The following is a 21,547-nucleotide window of genomic DNA, read 5'->3' on the forward strand; positions in this document are numbered from 1 at the left end:
GTCATGGAGGTGACACACGTGGCTCTAGCGTCGATATTTGGTACGAATCTGTTCCGCTACGAACCGGGCGGGGTCGTCGATTTCTACGACCAGTACGCGGCGGTGCGCAAGTCCTTCGCACAGGCTTCGGCGTGGACAGGCCTCGATGTCGAGGCCCTTGTGCGACAGAACGGGGACTTCGACGACGGGGTTCAGCGGCGCGCCGTGTCCGTCGGGCTGGCGGCCGCTCAGCTCGGCATTCAGGACGTGCTGGCCGAGAAGGGGCTGCGTCCGCACATGGTCGGCGGTATGAGCCTGGGCGGCATGGTCGGCTCCTGCATCGCCGGGGCGTGCGGGCGGGAGGAGCTCATGGGGCTCCTGATGCGCGGTGAGCTCCGGCCGAAGCAGACGCCGAGCGTGCCGGAGCCGGAGCGGGAGGAGGGCATCGCCTCCGCCTATCTGGGTCCGGACGACGATCCGGCGGAGCTCTGCGCCGGCTACGAGGGCGTGTTCGTGGCCTGCGACTTCGGCTGGGACACGGACCGCCGGGTGCGGATCGTCATGCTCAGCGGCTACCGGGACGCGCTGGAGAAGCTCAGCGCCGAGACCGGCGGCATGGTCACCGTCACCGAGGGCGCCGACGTGGCGGAGCACAGCCCGCTGCGCGCGGGGGCCCGGGAGGTGACCCGGGGGTACATCTCGGGGATGCCGTTCACCGACCCCTCGCTGGCGCTCTGCTCGTCCCTGGAGCAGAAGACCCTCACCCGCGCCGAGGAGGTGTGCGACATGTTCACCAACAACGTCGTCGCGCCCATCAGCGTGGTGCACCTGACGCGGGAGATGGAGCGTCACGGGGCCAGGCTGGGGCTGATCGTGGGCCCCTCGCCCATCCTGAACGCGCTTCACTACCCCTTTCCGGTCGTGTTCGTCGACAGTCCGGAGGATGTCCCGCGGGCGGTCGCGGCGGTTTTCGAGCACGGGGTCCCGCTGCGCCGGCGGTAGGGCGAGGGGCCCGGGACATCGGCTATCGGGCCTCGGCCCCGGTGATCTGCACGACGGCGGTGGTCCAGGTGAACCCGCTGCCCACGCCGAACAGCAACACGTGGTCGCCGGGCGCGACCGCACCGGTTTCGACCAGTCGGTGCAGGCCCACGAACTGGCTTGACAGCCTCGCGCATGCCCGCCGCAGTGGCGCTGGAGGCCCTGCTGTAACGCCACGGCGGGCGCGGCCCGGGGGCGGGCTGGGGGCGGTGGGTGGGGGCCTACCCCGCCACCGCCTCCAGCCACTCCCGTACCGCCCCGGCCGTGCTCTGTGCGTGGGTCTCCATCAGGGTGAAGTGGTTGCCCGGCACGTCGAGCGTGGTGTGCGCCGTCTTCCACACCGTCTGCCAGTCCTCTCCCGCGAGTGCGGGCGAGAGCGGTTCCGAGGCCCGTACCAGCAGCACGGGCGCCGTCAGCGGCTCGGCGCTCCACTGCGCGAACAGCTCGCCGTACCAGCTCATCGCCGTCAGCCGGGTGAAGTCGAGCCGTGCGAACGCGCTCTGCCGTTCGTGGAGCCCGTCGGCCAGCACGTCGCGGAAGGCGCTCCCGGTGGGCGAGGAGTCCAGGACCGCGCCCTCGTAGCTGTCGAGCAGGACGACCGCGGTCGGCGGTGTGCCGGCCGACTCCAGCAGGGCGGCCACGGCGTGCGCGATCACTCCGCCGGAGGACGACCCGAGCAGTACGAACGGGCCTCCGTCCGCGCACTCCAGGACGTACCGCGCGTGCGCCTCGATCAGCGCCTGCCTGGTCGGCGGCAGCGCCTCGGACGTGCCGAACCCGGGGTTGGGCAGGGCCCATACGGGGTGCCGGTCCCGGAACGGTGCGGCGAAGCGGGCGTACTCGTGCGCCCCGCCCAGCGCCACGTGGGAGCTCACGCAGATCAGCGCGGGCCCGGAGCCGCTGGCGCCGAGCCGGACGGGTTCGACCGGAGCGATGCCCCGGGGGCGGAGCCGGGCTGCGCTGTTGAGGAAGGCGAAGCCCTCGTCGGTGCGGCCGTCCGCGCAGGCCTCCCGGAACAGCGCCCCGAAGACATCCGGGCCCTCGTCCGCGCCGTCCGTGACGGCAGCTGCGGCCCTGGCCGCGTCGCTGGTGTCGCCGTCGTCGGTGAGCCGCTCGGCCAGGTACCCGGCGAGCGCGACGGCCGTGGGGTGTTCGAAGACCAGGGTGGTGGGCAGCCGCAACGCGGTGGTCTCGCCCAGCCGGTTGCGCAGCTCCACGGCGGTCAGGGAGTCGAATCCGGCCTCGGCCAGGGTCTGGGAGGGGGTGACCGAGTGCGGGCCGGGGAAGCCCAGCACGGCGGCGACCTCTCGGCGCACCAGCTCCACCAGGGCCTCCTGCCGTTCGGCCGGGGACCGGCCGGCCAGCCGCCGCCGCAGCGACGCCCCGTCCGAACCGGTCGCGGCGGCGCGCCGGGCCGGCCCGCGCACCAGGCCCCGCAGCAGAGCGGTCCGGGTGGCGCGCAGCCGGCCGGAGTCGAAGCGGGCGGCCACCAGTACGGCGTCGCCGTGTGTGCCGGCCAGGCCGAGTGCGGCGTCGAACAGCGCCGCGCCCTGCGCCGGTGTGAGCGGGCGAGCGCTGTCGGCGGCGAGCCGGCGGCGGTCGGCCGCGGCCAGGTCGGCGGCCAGCCCCGGGCCGTTGTCCGGCTGCTCCCACAGGCCCCACGCCACCGACACACCCGGCAGTCCCCGCTCGCGGCGCTGCTGCATCAGGGCGTCCAGGAACGCGTTGGCCGCGGCGTAGTTGGCCTGTCCGGCCCCGCCGAGGACCCCGGCCAGGGAGGAGAACGTGACGAACGCGGCCGGCTCGTCGCCCCGGGCGAGAACCAGCTCGGCCAGGTGCACGGCGGCGTCGGCCTTGGGCGCGAGTGCCGTGGCCAGTTGCTGCGGGGTGAGCGACATGATCACACCGTCGTCCAGCACGCCCGCGGCGTGGATCACCGCCGTCAGGGGCCGTTCCAGGTTCTCCAGCAGTGCGGTGAGGGCGGCGCGGTCGGTCACGTCACAGGCGACGGCCGTCACCTCGGCGCCCCGGGCGGCCAGTTCCTCCGGCAGCTCGCCCGCGTCGCCGCGGCGGCCGGCCAGCAGCACGTGCCGGACGCCGTGTTCCTCGACCAGATGCCGGGTGATGACCTGGCCGATCATCCCCGTGCCGCCGGTGATCAGCACCACGCCCTCGGGGTCGAGCGCCGGCGGTGGCGGGGTGGAGGCCCCCGCCACGGCCCGGGTCAGCCGGGGGACGAGCACCGTGCCCGCCCGCACGGCGAACTGTTCCTCGTCGGGCCCGGCCGATTCCATGGCCGCCGCCAGCATCCGCAGGGCCTCCCGCGACTCCTGCGACTCCTGGGCGGGGTCGGTGTCGAAGTCGGCCAGCACGATCCGGCCCGGGTGCTCCGACTGGGCCGAGCGGGCCAGCCCCCACACGGCCGCGTGCACCGCGTCGGTCACCTGACCGACGCCCGTGCCGACCGCCGCGCCCCGGGTGGCGAGTACCAGCCGCGCCGAGGACAGGCTCTCCCGCGCCAGCCAGTCCTGGATCAGCCGCAGGGCCTCACCGGTCGCGCGGTGCACGGCCTCGGCCGTCGGCAGCCCCCACGTGTCCGTGTACGGCACCAGCACGTGGTCCGGTACGGCGTCGCCCACGGCGACCGCCGCGGCGAGCGCCGCCACGTCCGGATGCGTTCCGGCACGGTCCCCGTGCCTCAGCACGGCCCAGCGGTGACGGCCCGCGCCCGGGTCCGGGATCGGCAGGGGGGTCCACGCGACCCGCAGCAGGGCCTCGCGGGCGATGCCCGCCCGTGCGGTGCGCGGTTCGGCCGGGCGGGTTTCTAGCGCCCCGATCGTCACCACGGGCCGCCCGGACTCGTCGGTCGCCCGCAGGGCCACCTCGCCGTCGGCGCCACGGCTCAGCCGTACCCGGAGCACGGAGGCGCCTGCCGTGTGCAGCCGCACTCCGCTCCAGCTGAACGGCAGCCGCAGCTGCCCGGTGCTCGCCTCGATGACATCCGGGTGGAGGCAGGCGTCCAGCAGGGCGGGATGGATTCCGAAGCCCTTGTCGGCGCCGGTTCCGGCCGGCAGCCCGACCTCGGCGAACACCTCGGTCCCCCGCCGCCACATGGCGCGCAGCCCCTGGAACGCCGGGCCGTAGCCGAGACCGCCGTCCGCCAGCCGCTCGTAGGCACCGTCCAGTTCGACGGGTTCGGCGCCGGCGGGCGGCCAGGCTGCCGCGTCCAGGGGGCCGGACGGGTCGGTGGCGGTCGAGGCGTCCACGGTGAGGAATCCCGTGGCGTGCCGGCTCCACACCTGGTGTTCCCCGTCGTCGGTGGGGCCGGCCTCGCAGGAGTGGATGGTGACCGGCCTGCGTCCTGTCGTGTCCGGTTCTCCCACCCGGGCCTGGACCCGCACCTCGGCGGAGTCGGACTCCGGCAGGACGAGCGGTGTCTCGATGACGAGTTCGTCCAGCACGTCCATGCCGGTCTCGTCGCCGGAGCGCAGCGCCAGCTCCACGAAGCCGGTGCCGGGGAAGAGGACGGCGCCGCCCACCACGTGGTCGGCGAGCCACGGCTGGGACCTCGGCGAGAGCACACCGGTCAGGAGCACGGCGTCGCTGTCCGCGAGCCGCACGACGGCGCCGAGCAGCGGGTGGGCGGCCGCCTGCTGGCCCCACGCGGCCGGGTCGCCCGAGGAGGGGCCGGCGTGCAGCCAGTGCCGCCTGCGCTGGAAGGGGTAGGTGGGAAGGTCAACGGTCCGGGGCCGGAGCCCCTGGAACGCGGCTGTCCAGTCGACGGCGACGCCCCGGACCCAGGCTTCCCCGACGCTGGTCAGGAAGCGGTCCCAGCCGCCGGCGTCCCGCCGCAGCGAGCCGGTCACCACGGCCGCGTCCTGTGCCACGTCGGCGACGGCGGCCGTCAGCACCGGATGCGAGGAGACCTCGACGAACGCGGTGTGACCCTGGCCGGCCAGGGTCCGGACCGCGTCGGAGAACCGCACCGGCTGCCGCAGGTTCCGCAGCCAGTACGCGGAGTCCATCGTCAGTGGCTCTGCCGGCCGGCCGGTCACCGACGAGACCAGCGGGACCCGGCCCGCGCCGGGCACGATCCCGGCGAGGTCGGCCGTCAGCCGTTCCGCCAGTACGTCCATCGCCGGGGAGTGGGAGGCGTAGTCGACCGCGATCCGCCGCGCCCGCACGCCCCGCTCTTCGCACCGCGCGAGCAGCGCTTCCACAGCGGCCACCTCGCCGGAGACGACCACCTGGGACGGTCCGTTGACCGCGGCCACCGACACGCCCTCCACCAGCAGCTCTTCCACCCGTTCGACGGGCAGCGTCACCGAGGCCATGGCTCCCGGCCCGGCCAGTTCCGCTATCGCCCGGCTGCGCAGGCACACCACCCGGGCCGCGTCACGCAGCGACAGCACTCCGGCGACGCAGGCGGCGGCGATCTCTCCCTGGGAGTGGCCCGCGACCGCGGCCGGCTCCACTCCGAAGGAACGCCACAGCGCGGCGAGCGACACCATCACGGCGAACGAAGCCGGCTGGACCACGTCGACCCGCTCCAGCGGCGGCGCACCGTGGGCGCCGTGCAGGACGTCGCTCAGCGACCAGTCCACGAACTCCGACAGCGCGCTCTCGCACTCGGCCAGCCGGGCCGCGAACACCGTTGAGGCCCGGGCCAGTTCCACGCCCATGCCCGCCCATTGCGCGCCCTGGCCCGGGAAGAGGAACACCGGCTTGGCGTTCCTGAGGGTTTCCGCCACCGCTCCGGTGACCACCCGGTCCGCCCGTTCACCGGCGTCCAGCGCCTTGAGGCCGGCACCGAAATCCCCGACCAGCACGGCCCGGTGCTCGAAGCGCGCCCGGCCGGTCACCAACGACCAGCCCACGTCCGCCGCGTCGCTCCCGCCGGTGGCGGCCTGCGGCGAGAGCGCCGCCGCCTGGTCGCGCAGTGCCGCGGCGGTGCGGCCCGACAGCACCCACGGCACCAGGGGCGCCGACGGCACCGGGCCGGTCTCCTCGGCTGTCGGATCCGCGACGGGCTCCTCGGGCGGGGCCTGCTCCAGGATCAGGTGCGCGTTGGTGCCGCTCGCGCCGAAAGCCGAGACGCCGGCCCGGCGGGGCCGTCCGTCCGTCGTGGGCCACGTGCGGGCGTGCGTCAGCAGTTCGACGGTGCCCTCCGACCAGTCCACGAGCGGCGATGCCTCGTCCGCGTACAGAGTCCTCGGCAGCACGCCCTCGCGCATGGCCATCACCGTCTTGATGACGCCCGCGACTCCGGCCGCGGCCTGTGCGTGCCCGATGTTCGACTTGACGGTGCCGAGCCACAGGGGCCGGTGCCCGGGGCGGTCCTGCCCGTAGGTGGCGATGATCGCCTGCGCCTCGATCGGGTCGCCCAGGGCGGTTCCCGTGCCATGCGCCTCCACCATGTCGACGTCCGCCGCCGAGAGGCGGGCGTCGGCCAGGGCCTGCCGGATCACGCGCTGCTGTGCGGGGCCGCTCGGCGCGGTCAGGCCGTTGGAGGCGCCGTCCTGGTTGACGGCGGAGCCCTTCAGCACGGCCCACACCCGGTGGCCGTTGCGCCGCGCGTCCGACAGCCGCTCCAGCAGCAGCAGTCCGACACCCTCACCGAACGTGGTCCCGTCGGCCGTGGCGGAGAACGGGCGGCACCGGCCGCTGACGGACAGCGCCTGCTGGCGGCCGAACTCGATGAACGGCGACGGGGTGGACATCACCGTCGCCCCGCCGGCCAGGGCCATGGAGCACTCGCCCTCCCGCAGCGACCGTGCCGCGAGATGCAGCGCCACCAGCGACGACGAGCACGCCGTGTCCACCGATATCGCCGGGCCCTCCAGCCCGAGCGTGTACGCGAGGCGTCCGGAGGCGACGCTGCCCGCGCTGCCGTTGCCGAGATAGCCCTCCAGGCCCTCCGGGGCCGGGCGGCCCAGCAGCCGGGCACCGTACTCGCCCGCCATGAGGCCGGCGAACACCCCGGTGCGGCTGCCCTTCAGGGAGGTCGGGTCGATGCCCGCGCGTTCGCACGCCTCCCAGGCGCACTCCAGCAGCAGCCGCTGCTGCGGGTCCATGGCCAGGGCCTCGCGCGGGCTGATGCCGAAGAACGCGGCGTCGAAAAGGTCGGCGCCGTCGAGGAAGCCCCCGGTGCGGGCGTAGCCGGCGCCCTCCCGCCCGGGGTCGCCGTCAAGGGGCCGGTCCAGGTCCCAGCCCCGGTCGTCGGGGTAGTCGCCCACGACGTCCGACTCCTCGGCCACCAGCTTCCACAGCCCCTCGGGCGAGGTGACATCGCCGGGGAAGCGGCAGGCGATCGAGACGATGGCGATGGCGTCGTCCGCGCCCGTACCCGTACCCGCGTCTGGTGTCGCCGACGGGACGGTGCCGCCGGAGAGTTCCGCCCCCAGGTACGCCGCGACGGCCTCGGGGGTCGGGTGGTCGTAGACCAGCGTCGCCGGAAGCCGCAAACCGGTGGCGGCGACGAACCTGTCGCGCAGCCGCACGGCCATCATCGAGTCGAAGCCCAGCTCCCGGAAGGCGGTGTCCGCCGCGGCCGGTACCGGCTGCCCGAGCACGGCGCCGATCTCACGCCGGACCAGGCCGAGCAGCACCTCGTCGCGGCTGTCCTGCGGCGTCTCTCCGAGCAGTCGCGCCCACTGCCCGGCGTCGCCCTCCCCCGCGTCGTCGCTCTCCGCCGCACGCGACAGCACCAGCCGCGCCGGGGTGTTCGCCAGGGCCGGCCGCATGACCTTGCCGAGAGGGGTGCGCGGGAGCCGCTCCACCTCCCACACCTCGTGGGGCACCTTGTAGTACGACAGCCGCGCACGGCAGGCTTCGATGAGCTGCCCGGCGTCGAAGCCCCCGGGGCCGGGGACCACGTACGCGGCCGGGATCTCGCCCAGCAGCGGGTGCGGACGGCCCGCCACGGCGACCTCCGCGATCCCGGGCAGCGGGGCGATGGCCGCCTCGACCTCGCCGGGGTGGATGTTCTCCCCGCCTCGGATGATGAGTTCCTTGACCCGGCCGGTGATGGTGACGAAGCCCTGCTCGTCGATCCGGGCCAGGTCGCCGGTGCGGTACCAGCCGTCGCGCAGCACCGCCGCGGTGGCCTCGGGATGGCCGTGGTATCCGAGCATCACGGCCGGGCTTCTGACCCAGGCCTCGCCCTCGGCGCCGGGCAGTGCCTCCTCACCGGTGGACGGGTCCAGGAGCCGGAGCGCGAGACCGGGGACGGGCGGCCCGCAGGAGCCGGCGACGCGTGGTCCGGCGGGGGCGTTGGACGCGATGGGGCCGCCCGTCTCGGTACTGCCGTAACTGTCCAGGAGCCTCAGGCCGAAGGCCTCTTCGAAGCCGTCGTGCAGTCCGGCCGGGCAGGCGGCGCCCGCGACCATGCAGACCCGCAGCTCGTGCGTGCCCAGCCCGGTGTCGCGGGCCGCCCCGAGCAACTGCTGGTAGACCGTGGGAACGGCGCAGAAGAAGGTGGTCCGGTCCTCCTCCAGCGCGGCGACGATCTCGTCGGCGGCCAGGCCGTCCACGATGTGCGCGCTGGCGCCGACGGCGACGACACCGAGGACGCACAGGTTGTGCGCCACGGTGTGGGCCAGCGGCAGCGGCCACAGCACCCGGTCCGCCTCTTCGAGGCCGAGGGTGGGCGCGTAGGAGGCGGCCACGCCCCACATGGCCTTCCGGTGCGTGGACAGCACGCCCTTGGGCCTGCCGGTGGTGCCGGAGGTGTACAGCATCCAGGCGACGTCATCCAGAGCGGCGTCGTCCCGGGCCGGTACCGGCGGCTCGCCGCCCACCAGGGTGTCGAACAGCGCCACGTCCCGCGGCGCCGCCCCGCTCCCGGTCACCACCACCCGGAGCCCCGGGTGGCCGGCACCGAGCCGGAGCACCTGCTCCAGGTGCGTGCGGTCGGTGATCAGCACCACCGCGCCGCTGTCCCCCAGCAGGTGTGCCAGCTCGTCGTCGGTGGCGTGCGGGTTGAGCGGCGCGCCCACCGCGGCCGCCCGCGCGATGGCCAGGTAACTCTCCACCATCTCCAGGCAGTTGCCGAGCAGCAGGGCGGCGGTCTCACCGCGGCCCAGGCCCAGGTGGGCCAGCTGGCCGGCGAGACGGCGGGTGCGCAGGTCGAGTTCGGCGTAGCTGACGGTCCGCCGCGCGTCGCGGAACGCGATCTTGTCGCCGAGGCGTTCGGCATGGGCCGGCAGCAGCTCGTGAAGGGGCCTGATGAGCTCGGTGCGCAGCATCCGCCGCCCCCGTCTTTCTGGTCGCTTTTCCATCGGTCGGGCCGGGTCAGTACAGGCCCTCGGGCATCTCCGAGCTGATCTGGAGCGGCTGTACGTTGGCCACGCCGTCGCACGGCCACTGCTCGGAGGTCCGGAACCGGACGGCCTGGTCCCGTTCGAGGATGTTGGGCAGGAACAGGTCCTCGTGCAGCACGGTCAGGCGGACCCGGCCCACCTCGCCGTACTCCACGACACGGCCGGGCTCGGTCCTGTCGACCACGGACATGGTGATCTGGGGGAAGTTCGGCACGTAGGGGAGCGTCGCGCCCCCGTCGGGCGAGGGGATGCCGTTGGCGCAGCCGAGGGTGTTGCCGTAGGTGGTGGCGATGATCCCGCCGGGCATGGCCTCGGAGAACCTGCGGTAGGCGTCGGCGGTGAGCTGGGTGCCGCCGAGGTAGACCCCGGAGAGGCGGGCCATCAGTTCGGGGCGGCGGTTGATGAGGGCGTGCACCGTGGCGGGGGTGCTGCGCAGGTAGTCGACGGAGCAGGTCTCCAGGATGTCGGTGATCTGCTCGACGACGTGATCGACGTACTCCTCCATCTCGATCAGCCGCCCGCTGCGGATGAGCTGCTTGATCCACCGGGTGTCGAGGTCGATGGAGTACACGGTGGACCTGCACATGTCGGCGAGGTAGTCGGCCTCCTCACCGACGATGTGCGGTCCGGAGGGGCAGGCGTCGATCCAGGTGGTGCCGGGGCGGAACCCGGCGGTCCGCCAGCCGTGGAGGCGCCAGGCGGCCCAGTGTGCCGACATGTCCGGGGTGTAGAAGACGCGGCTGGGCCTGCCGGTGGTGCCGCCGGACTCCCAGACGCGGCCGCCGAGGGGGCGCGGCACTGCGGTCGGGACGAGGCCGGCCGGGTCGAGGTCCCTGAGGGCGGTGATGTCGAAGTGGCCGAAGGCGGCCAGATCATCGTAGCCGGTGAGTCCCAGCGGGTCGAAGTCCAGCTCGGTGCGGCGCTTGAGCCAGTAGGGCGATCCGTGTTCGGGATCGAACTGGCGCCGCAGCACGCGCCGCGTCCACTCGTCGAGGTCCTGTGCCAACCAGCCGTCGGTCAGCGACCTCGGCTCTTCCGCGCTCATCGTCACCGACATGACGGCAGTATCGACGGGGAGCTGATAGGGGATTCCCTAGTGCGCCGGAGCCGTGGGAACAGGCCTTGAACGGCGTGTCTAGTGTGGGCGCGCAAGGACGTTGCGGTGGGACGCGGGTCCGGTCCCCGGACCTTCCGTCGTGTCTCACCTCCCGTCACTTCTCGTCCGTCCGGCGGAGATTCGGAGTCAGCTCCATGGCCGAGACCGCGGTTGTCGTCCACGGCCCACTTGCCGTGTACACCTGTGCGTGCCCCCAGGAGCGCCACCTTCGAGGAGATCTGTGATGGCTGTCGAGACAGAGACCGCCGATGTCGTCGTCGTCGGAGGCGGCCCCGTCGGGCTGCTGCTGGCATGTGAGCTGGCCATGGCCGGGGTGCGGCCGGTCGTCCTCGAACGGCTGCCAGACCCCAGCCCACAGATCAAGGCCAACGGCCTGGCCGGCCAGGTGGTCCGGTTCCTCGACCAGCGTGGTCTGTACGAGCGGTTCGGCGGTGTGGCCGGCGTACCCCAGCAGGTCTCGGGCTACCTCTTCGGCGCGCTCCCGCTGGACCTGGGCGTGCTGGAAGCCAACCCGATGACCGTCCTGCCGGTGACGCAGCAGCGCATGGAACAGGTGCTGGCGGAACGGGCCCGCGAGCTCGGGGTGGAAATCCGCCGCCGGCATGAACTGACAGGCCTTTACCAGTCCGAGGAGCAGGTGACCGCCCAGGTCCGGTGCGGCGACGACAGCTACGAGTTGCGCGCCCGCCACCTCGTCGGCTGCGACGGCGGGAAGAGCACCGTCCGCAAGCTGGCCGGTATCTCCTTTCCGGGAGCTACCGGTTGCGACCTGGTCTCCCGGGCCGCGTACGCCACTCTGCCCGCTTCGGCGCTGGTGCCGGACACCGGTGAGCTCGACGTCCCCGGTCACGGCCGGATGAGCCCGGTGTTCACGTTCAACCGCACCCAGCACGGCATCTTCGCCTTCGCGGCGCTGCCTGACGGCAACCACCGCCTCCTGACCCTCGAATGGGGCTCCCCGCCGGAGGGCGAGGACACGGCGATGACGCTCGATGACATGCGCGACAGCGTCCGCCGCGTACTCGGCATCGATCTGCCCCTCGCCCCGCCGTCCGGGCCCGGCCCGCACATGCTGCGCCGCCTCGTCGGCCGCAGCACCCGGCTGGCCGAGCACTACCGCAGCGGCCGGGTTCTCCTCGCGGGGGACGCCGCGCACGTCCACTCGGCCGTCGGCGGCCCCGGGCTCAACCTGGGCCTCCAGGACGCCGCCAACCTCGGCTGGAAACTGGCCGCGCAGATCCTCGGCTGGGCACCGCCCGGCCTCCTCGACAGCTACCACACCGAGCGGCACGCGGCCGGGCGCCGCGTCTTCATGCACACCCAGGCCCAGACGGCGCTCATGGCCCCCGGCCCCGAGGTCACCGCGCTGCGCGAGCTCTTCGGGGAGCTCCTGCACTCCAAGGACAACATCCAGCGCGTCGCCGACCTGCTGGCCGGCGACGACCTCCGCTACGGGACGACATCGGCGCACCCGCTCGCGGGACACTTCGCCCCGGACCTCGCCCTGGAGACCGGCGGCGGCCCCGCACGGCTCGCCGAACTCATGCGCGCAGGCCGGCCGGTCCTGCTCGACCTGGCCGGGGAACCGTATCCGGCACAAGCCGCGGCGGAATGGAAGGACCGGGTCGACATCGTCGCCGCCCGCTGCGCGCAGCCGCCCGCTGCCGCGCTGCTCATCCGGCCCGACGGCTACGTCGCCTGGGCGGCCGCCCCCGGTGAGCCGTCCGACCGGGCCTCTGAAGGGCTCCGCGACGCGCTGGCCGGCTGGTTCGGCAGCGCCTGCGGTGCGGCTCCGGCCGGCCGTACACGTCCGGAACGCTGAGCGACCACGGCAAGCAAGGCACCTCCTCCACCGCGAGGTCGGCAGTGTGCCGGCGGCGGACGACGGGCCCGCCTCCGAACCCGGCCCGCCTCCGAACCCGGCACACTGACTCGTTCGGAGACAAGGGGAGCAGTGACGTGCGCGCACGCGGCATCAACTACGACACCGGGTTCCTTCCCGGGGAGCAGTTCACCCGGAAGACCTTCGACCCGGAGGCGGTCCGGCGCGACATGGCGGTGCTCGCCGGTGAACTGCGCTGCGACGCGGTACGCGTCTCGGGGCGCGACCCGGAACGGCTGAGCACGGCGGCTCGGAGCGCCGCCGAGGCCGGCCTGGAGGTCTGGTTCGCGCCCTTCCCCGTCGACCTCCCCGCCGAGTGTCTGCTGCCCTTCTTCGCGGACTGCGCCCGGCGCGCCGAAACCGTACGGCGGACCGGGGCCGAGGTGGTGTTCGTGACCGGGTGCGAGATCAGTGTCTTCTGCGGCGGCTTCTTCCCCGGTGACACCTTCGGCCGCCGCATCTACTCCATGGGGTCCGACGCGCAGTGGTGGTCCGCCCTGGGCCGGGCGACCGAGCGTGTCAACAGCTTCCTCGCCGAGGCCGTCGCCACCGTGCGCGCACACTTCGGTGGCCGGGTCACCTACGCGTCCGGCCCCTGGGAGTCCATCGACTGGGCCCCGTTCGACCTCGTCGGCATCAACGCCTACCGCGGCGCCCACAACGCGGACACCTTCCGCACCCACCTGCGCGAGTTCCGCCGTCACGGCAAGCCGGTCGCCGTCACCGAGTACGGCACCTGCGCCTACCTCGGGGCGGGTGAACTCGGCGGCATGGCCTGGGATCCGCCGCCGGGGTCGGTGTCGGACGAGGACGAGCAGGTCCGCTACCTCACCGAGCTGCTGACGGTCTTCGAGGAAGAGGGGGTGGACACCGCGCTGTGGTTCTCCTTCGCCGGCTTCGACAAGCCCGGGGCGCGTGACATCGCCTCCTACGGCGTGGTCCGCATGCTCGACGAAACCCGCTGGGAACCCAAGAAGATCTTTCACGCGATGGCGGACAGGTACGACCGCCGCTGACTCCCCGCACACCACCGGTGAAGGCCGCATCCCGGTCCGGTCAAGCCACGGCTGCTCATTCTGGTGCTTGTCCCTGACCCGTGCGGGAGCCGGCCTGCAACGCCTCCCGCTGAACTACGGTCGGGCCGTGATTGAAGACGCAGCGGACGCGGATGTCCTGGTAGTCGGCTACGGCCCTGTGGGACAGGTGCTGTCGATCATGCTTGCCCAGCGCGGCTGGCGTGTGACCGTGGTGGAAAAGTACGTGGAGCCCTACAACCTGCCCCGGGCGGTCTCCTTCGACCGTCATGTCGGCCGCATCCTCGGCACGATAGGCGTCGCCGACGCGCTCGCCCCGGTCAGTGAGCTGACCAAGGACTACGTCGTGGTCAACGGCGAGGGCCGGACGCTGATGCACTTCGAGCTGAACCACGACGACCGCTACCGCTGGCCGGAAGCGACCTCCTTCTACCAACCGGGCCTGGAGTCGGCTCTGGTCGGGCGCGGCGAGCAGCTGCCCGACCTGCGGGTGCTGCGCGGTTTCGAGGCTGTCGGTCTGACCGAGGAGGACGACTCGGTAAGGCTCACGGTCCGCTCGAAGGACGGCGAGCGCGTCCTGGCCGCCCGCTGGCTGGTCGGCTGCGACGGAGCCAACAGCTTCGTACGCAAGCGGCTGGGCGTCTCGGTCTCGGCTTCCGACTACGCCGCCGACTGGATGGCCTGCGACGTCATGCCGCACGACACCGCGCAGTTCCCTTCGCAGAATGTGCAGGTCGCCGACCCTGCGCAGCCCCGCGTCGACCTGTCGGCCGGGCCGTCCCACAGCCGCTGGGAGTTCATGCGGCTTCCCGGTCAGTCCTTCGAGGACTTCGACACCGTGGAGAACGCCTGGCGGCTGCTGACCCACTTCGGGGTCAACCCCGACAACGCGACGCTCCAGCGGTACGTCGCCTACACGTGCCTGGGCCGCAACGCCGACCGCTGGCGCTCGCGGGGTCCCGGCCGGGTCTTCATCGCGGGCGATGCCGCCCATGTGATGCCCCCGCACGCCGGCCAGGGCATGTGCACCGGAATCAGGGACGTGACCAACCTGGCCTGGAAGCTCCACCTGGTCCTCACCGGTTCGGCCGGTGAGGAACTGCTCGACAGCTACGAGGCCGAGCGCCGCCCCGACGCCCAGCGGACCATCGACATGTCGGTGAACCTGGCCGAGCTGATCGGCACGGTCGACCCGGCTGTCGCCGGCTACCGGGACAGTGCCCTGCTGGCCGTGCGCGGGGCGGACGACGCTCCTTCCCGCGATCCGGAGGCGTTCGCCCGCCCGGGGGAGGAGGCCTTGAAGGCGGGGCTGTTCCAGCAGTCCGCCGACGGCCTGTTCGCCGGACCGGACAGCAGGATCGTTCCCCAGGCGCGCACCGGCCGTGCGGACGCCGGTGAGCTGTGCGGTGGCACCTTCGTCCTGCTCAGTCTGGACGACCCGGAGACCCTGGTGGAGCCGGTCCTGGCCGGCCGGCTCGGCGCGCTGGGCTGCTCGATCGTCCATCTGACGCCCGATGTCGACATCGACGGCACGTATACCGCCTGGCTGAAGGAAGCCGTGCTGGCACCGGCCGCGCTGATCCGCCCCGACTTCCACGTCTACGGCGCCGCCGGCACCCGCGCCGAGATGACCGAGATGCTGAACGGCCTGGTGAACGACCTGGCGCAGGACGTGTCGACTCTTCCCTGACGATCGGGTCGACGGTCCCCCGAGTGATCCGGAGGTCCATGATCCACGCCTTCCTGAGCGTTGCGCTAGTCGCGCACTACCAGGACTGCAGCGAGATCCGGCCATGAACTCCTAGGCTGCTGAGCGCCCGCCGATACACACAAAATCGGGGAAGGTGTGGCGCACATGTTCCATGCAGAAACCAGCACCAGGAGCGAATTTCCGCAGCCGGCCGGGGTGGTTTCCACCACTGCGCGAAGACCGTCTCAGGCAGTCGACGAACCACGCGACGCCGAATCGTCCTTGTTCACCGCGGAGATCCGGAGCGACGAGTACAGCGCCGTGGTCCTCTCCATGTTCGAACGTTCGGGAGTCGGCCTGGCGATCCTTGATCCGACCCTGCGCGTACGGTCGGTCAACAACGCGTTCAGTACGCAGTGCGGCCGCTATCCCGACGAGATCCGTGAGCGCAGTTTCGCCGAGTTCCTGCACCCGAGCGTGCGCCAGTACGTACTGCGCCAGTTCGGCCGGCTGGTCCAGGAGCACCACGCCCCCGTCGTCAGCCGGTCCATCGCCATGTGGTTCCACGACACCGCGGTCTCCGGGAAGCTCACCGCGTTCCCGGTGAAGGACGACAGCGGCCGGGTCAAGATGATCATGGCGCAGTTCACGCCGCATGAGACGGCCGACGACCGGCAGGAACTCGTCGGCTCGCAGCGGAAGCTGACGGCCCTCACCGCGAAGGTCCTGGAGGGCGTCGCGGCGGGCGACCCGACCGTGCGCCTGGCGGCCAAGCTCTTCCTCAGCCGCCAGGGCGTCGAGTACCACGTGAGCATCCTGCTGCGGCAGTTCAAGGTGCCCAACCGCACGGCGCTCGCGGCGAAGGCCTACTCGATGGGCATGTTCAGCATCGGGTGCTGGCCGCCCCGGATCCTGCCCGAGTACATCCGCCCCGACCGCCAGGGGGCAGAACGCACCCGGGGCCTGCGGCCGGACTGCAGCGCCTGACCCGACCACCCCTGGCCCCGGGGCGCCGCCCCGCACGCGGGCCGGCGCCCCGGGGCCAGGGGTGGTCCGCGCCGGTCAGCACCCGCGCGCGGCCACCTTCTCGACGTAGTCCGCGGCGAGCACCGGGCCGTCGGCCGAACGCATCGCACCACTCAGCGCATCGACCCGGGCGCGTGTCCGCCCGTCCTTGACGATGCGGTCCACCTCGGCACGCACCCGCTCGCCGCTCGCCTCGGCCTGCGGCACGTGCACGCCGAGACCGAGCTCCTGGAGCCGGTCCGCGACGAGCCGCTGCTCGGGCATGTGCGGCACCGCGACCACGGGCGTCCCGAAGTACATCGCCTCCATCACGCTGTTCATCCCGGCGTGCGACACGAACGCGTCCGCGTGCTCCAGTACCGCCAGCTGCGGCACCCAGCGGTGCAGCTGGACGTTGTCCGGCACCGTCGGCAGGTCCTCGCTGTCGGCCAGCGCGCCCGCCGAGACGATCACCTGCCACTCGCTGTCCGCGAAGGCGTCCACCCAGGTACGCAGCGAGTCCTTCTGGTGGTCGAAGCTGAAGCTGCCCATCGACACCAGCAGCAGCGGGCGGCCGTCGCCCGGCGGCTTCCAGAGGGTGTCCTCGGGCCGGTCGCCCAGGCACGCGCCGACGAAGGCGAACCGCTCGTCGAACGTCTCCTCGGCCGGCTGGAACGGCCTCGGCAGGAACACCAGGTTCGCGTCGTCGGCCGCCGCGTTGAACTCCTCCAGCGTGACGTCGGCGAGGCCGTGGTCGCTCAGCAGCTTTCCCTGCTTCACGAAGAAGTCGATGAGCGCGGGGTGCTCCCGGTCGATCTCGTCCGCGTACAGCGCACCGATCTGCTGCGTCAGTGAGTAGTGCTCGTTGGAGGCGAACGTCGCGAACAGCTCGATCGCGGGCCGCTGCCATTTGCGGGCCAGCACCCGGCCGGCGGCGAAGGTGCTGACGTCGTACAGCAGCACATCCGGTATGTCGTCGCCGAATCCGGCCTCGTAGACCGGAACGGTGGCGATGGCCTCGTCGATCGAGCGGACCGGCTCGCGCACCATGTAGTCCGCGTCCACCCGGTCGGGCAGCTTGCGCGAGGCGAGCCAGGACTCGTACTCCACCACCGTCGCGCCGGCCTCGGCCGCCAGGGGGGCGAAGCGTGCGTTGGTCGCGAAGGTCACCCGGTGGCCACGGCGTACGAGCTCCGTGACGACGGGCAGCGTCGTGTTGATGTGTCCGAACGCGGGAAACGGCAGAAACGCCACGTGGTACGCCGACATGAGCAGCAGCTTGCCAGCGACGGCGCCAATGGCTCACCGCACCGGCCCAACACTGGTCGATTCACCAGTCCGTTGCTGCAGCTCGCCACGGAGTTCGGGAGAACACCTGGTGTCCGGCGCTCGGTGTGGTTCGGCGCACGGGACCCGTGCTCCCGTGGGGGCCGACGACCCGTTCCCGAAGAGAGCGAGATGCCGTGATCAACCAACTAGGTCGCGCTGATGCACGGGAGCCCCACCAGTACAACCCCAGTCTGAACGTCTTCTCACGAGGATGGCCGGACCAGGCCCCCGACACGGTCTGCGGGTGGGGCTCCAGTGAGCCGCACACCCAGCTGGTCCGCAAGGGGCTGATGAACATCATCGAGACGTACGACGTGAAGACGCTCAACGACGCCGGCTGCGGTGATCTGGCCTGGATGAGCACGATGGACCTCGACGGCGTCGACTACCGGGGCTACGACGTCCACGAGCGGGCCACCTGGCCCGAGCTGAGGGAGCGCGGCTACCGGCTGGAGGTCGTCGACATCACGGCCACCGTGCTGCGGACGGCCGATCTGCTGGTCTGCCGCGACGTGTTCATCCATCTGCCGAACAGCATGGTCCTGCCCGCCCTGGAGCGGTTCCGCAGCTCCTGCCGGTACCTGCTCACCACGAGCTACACCAGCGATCCCACGATGGGGCAGGACGCGTTCACCAACTCCGAGCGGATCGCGGAGCCGAGTCTGCGGCACGCGAAACTCGATCTGTCGCTGCCGCCCTTCGGCCTCGGGCAGCCGCTGGACCTCATCCCCGAGAACTCGCCCAACAAGTACCTCGGGCTCTGGGACCTGACCCGATAGCCGCTCCGCGGAAAGAGACAGGAGTGTCATGGCAAGCTCCCTGGACCTCGCCTATTCGCCGTGCCCCAACGACACGTTCGTCTTCCACGCATGGACGGCCGGGCTGTTGCCGGGGGTGCCGTCCCCCTCGGTCACCATCGCGGACATCGACGTCACCAACACGATGGCCGCGCGCGGCGAGCTGGACGTGCTGAAGATCTCGTACGGGGCGCTGCCGTACGTCCTGGACCGGTACGCGCTGCTGCCCTGCGGCGGCGCGCTCGGCCGCGGCTGCGGACCGCTGCTGCTCACACGTACCGCCTGCGAGCCCGCAGATCTGGGCGGACGGGTCGTGGCGATCCCCACCGAACGCTCCACGGCCTACCTGCTGTTCCGGCTGTGGGCCCGGCAGGCCCTGCCGGGCCAGGAGATCCGCACGGTGGTGATGCCGTTCGACCGGATCATGCCGGCCGTCAGGGACGGCGAGGTGGACGCGGGCCTGGTGATCCACGAGGCCCGGTTCACCTTCCACGAGTACGGTCTGCACCGCTTGGTCGACCTGGGCGAGGCCTGGGAGGAACGGACCGGGCTCCCCATCCCGCTCGGTGCGATCGTCGCCCGGCGCGATCTGGGCCCCGAGCGGCTCGCGGGCATCACCGAGGCCGTCCGCGCCTCCGTGCGGTACGCGTGGGCCGATCCCGAGGCGTCGCGGGACCATGTGCGGGCGCACGCGCAGGAGCTCGCGCCCGAAGTGCAGAAGCAGCACATCGAGTTGTACGTCAACGAGTACACCGAGGATCTCGGCGCGGACGGTCTCGCGGCGGTCCGTACCCTGCTGGACCACGCCGTGCGGGCGGGGGCCGTGCCCGCGTTCCCGCCGGACGCGCTGGACCCGGCGGGCTCGGTGGGCTCGGCGCGGTGACGGCGGGAGCGGCCCCGGGGCTCCAGTGCCTGCGGGGCCGCTCCCGCCGCGGCGTCAGCTCAGTGCGGCGGCGCGGTCCGCCATGACGGCTTCCAGGCGGTCGGCGGCCGCGGTGGCCCCGGGGGCGGTGCGCACCCGCCGGCTCAGCTCTCTCACCCGGTGCCGCATCCCGGCGTCGTCCGCGATGGCCTCGACGGCGGTGCGCAGGGTCTCGGCATCGAGGTCGCCGGGGCTGATGGACCGGCCCAGGCCCAGGTCGACGACCTGTCGCGCGGTCGCCCACTGGTCCTGCTGCTGCGGTACGACCACCACCGGGACGCCCTGGTGGAACGCCTCCATCAGGCTGCCGGCGCCGCCCTGGCAGACGAACGCGGCGGCATGCCCGAGCACGGTCAGGTGCGGGAGCCACGACCGGACCTCGACATTGGGCGGCAGCGTCCCGAGCTCCGCCGGGTCGGCGTCACGGCCGAGGGTCATCACGATGTGCCAGGGGGTGCCGGTGAAGGCCTCGGCGCAGCGCCGGAAGAATCCGGGGTGGCGGTTGGCGGAGGTACCGAGCGAGACCAGCAGCACGGGTGGGTCGCCGGGCGGGGGCTCCCACGCTCCCGCGAAGTCCACCGCGCGCAGGCAGGGTCCGGCGAACAGGTAGTCGTCGCCGAAGGTCTCCCCCTTGGTCTGGAACTCCCGCACGACGAAGGACAGGCTGACGGCGGGCTCGTCACCGCCCGTCCGCCCGTCGGCGAACAGGGCGGCGACGCCGGCCGCCTCGACCCGGGCGGTCAGTGCGGCGGCCAGGTCGCGCAGCCGGGGATCGTCCGGGTCCACCGGGGTGTGCGCGGGATCCGCCTCGGTGCCGTTCTGCGGGACGTGCTCGTTGGTGCCGAAGCCGGCGTAGACCCGCACGGTGGGTGTCCGGTACAGCCTGCTCACGGCGGTGGCGGTGTCGGAGGCGAGCACGTCGTGCACGACCAGCTGCGGCGGGTCGGCGGCGACCGCCGCCAGGGTCGCCTCCAGGGGCGCGAAGCTCTCCTCCAGGAAGGCCAGCAGCATCGCCGTCGCGGTCTCGTCGCCCGTGATCGTCTCCGGGAACGTTGAGGCGTAGGACACGACGCGCGCGCCGGTGGTCCCGACGGCGGCGGCGAACCGGTCGGCTATCACGTAGGTGACGCGGTGGCCGCGCCGCAGCAGCTCCTCGACGACGCCGAGGCTCGCCTTGATGTGCCCGTAGGAGGGAAACCCCAGCCACAGCACGTGCTTTCCGGGCTGCGCCGGGGTGTCGGCGGCAGCCGGGGCGGGGAGGTCAGCCGGGGACATGCGCGCTCCTTGCTCCGGCCCGTCCGAGCCGGTCGCGGGCGGGGTCTTCGGGGGTGCCGGACAGTTCGAGGACCGACTCGATCAGCGAGGCCTGGCGGACGGCGTCGTCGGCGTGCGAGGTGTGGGCGGCCGGGTCGGCGCAGGCCCGCGCGAAGGCGGAGACCGCGCGGAGGAACTGGTCGGCGGCCGGCAGGGTCCACTCCTCGGCGTGGTCCCCCCGGCGCAGCCGCAGCAGCGGCCGGGTGTCGGGGGGCGGGGTGAACGCCCAGTCCACCTCGATGCGGCCCTCGCTGCCCCACAGCGCGTACGTGTTGCGGTAGGCGTGGTCCAGGCCGAAGTCGCACTGGGCGGTGACGCCCGCGCCGTCGGCGAGCAGTACCGATCCGGCCATGTCGCAGCCGCCGTCCTCCTCGTACCGGAGCCGGGCGCCGACGACCTCGATGTCGGTGCCGAGGAAGAGCCGGGCGGCACGGATCGGGTAGCAGCCGGTCTCCCGGAGCGCTCCGCCAGCCAGTTCCCTGCTGTAGCGGATGAGCTCCCCGTCGGTGCGCGGGATACCGAAGGAGGCGGTGAGGACCCGGGGCGTGCCGATGGCTCCCTCCGCGACCAGCTCGCGGACCCGGTCGTGCTGGGTGTGGTGGAGGAAGGCGAAGTTCTCCATGAAGGCCAGGCCGCGCTCACGGGCCGTCCGGGCCAGGCCGGCGGCGGCCGCCGTGCTCGCGGTGAGCGACTTCTCCACCAGGACGTGCTTGCCGGCCCGCAGGGCCGCGTCCGCCCACTGCTCGTGCAGGGCGTTCGGCAGCGGGATGTAGACGGCCTGGATGTCCTCGCGTTCGAGGAGCCGCTGGTAGCCGGTCACGGCCTCGATGCCGAAGCGGTCGGCAAAGGTGCGCGCCTTGTCGGGGGTACGGCTGGCCACGGCCACCACGCGCAGAGCGGGGCAGCGCAGCAGGGCCGGGGCGGTGCGGCGCCAGGCGATGTCGGCGGCGCCCAGGATCGCGATGCCCGTCCGTTCGGTGTCAGACACGGCGTCCCCCGCGTTCTGTGCCCGGTGCGGGGGCGGTCGGAGAGGTGGGTGGCATTGGCTGCATGGTGTCCCTCGCCGCTGAAGTCCAGGGGCCGGCCGCGGCAGCCGGCCCCACCAGATCCCGTGTC

Annotated in this window: 13 protein-coding genes; 7 read left to right on the forward strand and 6 right to left on the reverse strand. The window is 72.7% G+C overall.

The annotated features are described in order from the left end of the window. Nucleotides 1-18 precede the first annotated feature (18 nt). Nucleotides 19-981, forward strand: a complete 963-nt coding sequence (locus tag RLT59_RS38585) for an ACP S-malonyltransferase (RefSeq protein WP_242436820.1) — start codon at nt 19-21, stop codon at nt 979-981. 22 nt (nt 982-1,003) lie between these two features. Here RLT59_RS38585 and RLT59_RS38590 read toward each other — a convergent pair whose 3' ends face one another. The 3 genes from RLT59_RS38590 to RLT59_RS38600 all read right to left on the reverse strand — a co-directional run bounded on the left by RLT59_RS38590 (nt 1,004) and on the right by RLT59_RS38600 (nt 10,398). Beyond that, nucleotides 1,004-1,132, reverse strand: a complete 129-nt coding sequence (locus tag RLT59_RS38590) for a 3-oxoacyl-[acyl-carrier-protein] synthase III C-terminal domain-containing protein (RefSeq protein ID WP_311308143.1) — start codon at nt 1,130-1,132, stop codon at nt 1,004-1,006. Between the two features lie 109 nt (nt 1,133-1,241). Beyond that, on the reverse strand, nt 1,242-9,266 hold the full coding sequence (locus RLT59_RS38595; protein WP_311308144.1) for a type I polyketide synthase: 8,025 nt from the start codon (nt 9,264-9,266) through the stop codon (nt 1,242-1,244). A gap of 46 nt (nt 9,267-9,312) precedes the next feature. Beyond that, nucleotides 9,313-10,398: an arylcarboxylate reductase gene (locus RLT59_RS38600; protein ID WP_311308145.1), complete on the reverse strand. Its 1,086-nt coding sequence runs from the start codon at nt 10,396-10,398 to the stop codon at nt 9,313-9,315. 283 nt (nt 10,399-10,681) lie between these two features. Between RLT59_RS38600 and RLT59_RS38605 the strand changes: the two genes are divergently transcribed. The 4 genes from RLT59_RS38605 (at nt 10,682) to RLT59_RS38620 (ending at nt 16,051) form a co-directional block, all read left to right on the forward strand. Further along, the gene (locus tag RLT59_RS38605) at nt 10,682-12,280 is read left to right on the forward strand and encodes an FAD-dependent monooxygenase (RefSeq protein ID WP_311308146.1); all 1,599 of its coding nucleotides are present in this window, start codon (nt 10,682-10,684) and stop codon (nt 12,278-12,280) included. A gap of 137 nt (nt 12,281-12,417) precedes the next feature. Next, nucleotides 12,418-13,356 (forward strand): glycoside hydrolase family 113 protein, encoded by a 939-nt coding sequence (locus tag RLT59_RS38610; RefSeq protein WP_311308147.1) that lies wholly within the window; start codon nt 12,418-12,420, stop codon nt 13,354-13,356. Nucleotides 13,357-13,483: 127 nt separating this feature from the next. Beyond that, nucleotides 13,484-15,064, forward strand: a complete 1,581-nt coding sequence (locus RLT59_RS38615) for a bifunctional 3-(3-hydroxy-phenyl)propionate/3-hydroxycinnamic acid hydroxylase (protein ID WP_311308148.1) — start codon at nt 13,484-13,486, stop codon at nt 15,062-15,064. 165 nt (nt 15,065-15,229) lie between these two features. Then, the gene (locus RLT59_RS38620; RefSeq protein ID WP_311308149.1) at nt 15,230-16,051 is read left to right on the forward strand and encodes a helix-turn-helix transcriptional regulator; all 822 of its coding nucleotides are present in this window, start codon (nt 15,230-15,232) and stop codon (nt 16,049-16,051) included. Between the two features lie 75 nt (nt 16,052-16,126). Here RLT59_RS38620 and RLT59_RS38625 read toward each other — a convergent pair whose 3' ends face one another. After that, on the reverse strand, nt 16,127-17,338 hold the full coding sequence (locus tag RLT59_RS38625; protein ID WP_311308150.1) for a macrolide family glycosyltransferase: 1,212 nt from the start codon (nt 17,336-17,338) through the stop codon (nt 16,127-16,129). A gap of 194 nt (nt 17,339-17,532) precedes the next feature. On the opposite strand from RLT59_RS38625, the gene RLT59_RS38630 reads away from it, so the two are divergent. Together RLT59_RS38630 and RLT59_RS38635 are read left to right on the forward strand one after the other, a co-directional pair. After that, nucleotides 17,533-18,177, forward strand: a complete 645-nt coding sequence (locus RLT59_RS38630; protein WP_311308151.1) for a class I SAM-dependent methyltransferase — start codon at nt 17,533-17,535, stop codon at nt 18,175-18,177. A gap of 28 nt (nt 18,178-18,205) precedes the next feature. Further along, on the forward strand, nt 18,206-19,078 hold the full coding sequence (locus tag RLT59_RS38635; RefSeq protein WP_311308152.1) for a 1,4-dihydroxy-6-naphtoate synthase: 873 nt from the start codon (nt 18,206-18,208) through the stop codon (nt 19,076-19,078). Between the two features lie 54 nt (nt 19,079-19,132). Here RLT59_RS38635 and RLT59_RS38640 read toward each other — a convergent pair whose 3' ends face one another. After that, a complete protein-coding gene (locus RLT59_RS38640) occupies nt 19,133-20,392 on the reverse strand; it encodes a macrolide family glycosyltransferase (RefSeq protein WP_311308153.1) in 1,260 nt (419 codons plus the stop codon). After that, the gene (locus RLT59_RS38645) at nt 20,379-21,419 is read right to left on the reverse strand and encodes a Gfo/Idh/MocA family protein (RefSeq protein WP_311308154.1); all 1,041 of its coding nucleotides are present in this window, start codon (nt 21,417-21,419) and stop codon (nt 20,379-20,381) included. The genes RLT59_RS38640 and RLT59_RS38645 overlap by 14 nt, the downstream gene beginning before the upstream one ends. Nucleotides 21,420-21,547: the final 128 nt, after the last annotated feature.

Source organism: Streptomyces sp. ITFR-6, assembly GCF_031844725.1.
Lineage (GTDB): Bacteria > Actinomycetota > Actinomycetes > Streptomycetales > Streptomycetaceae > Streptomyces.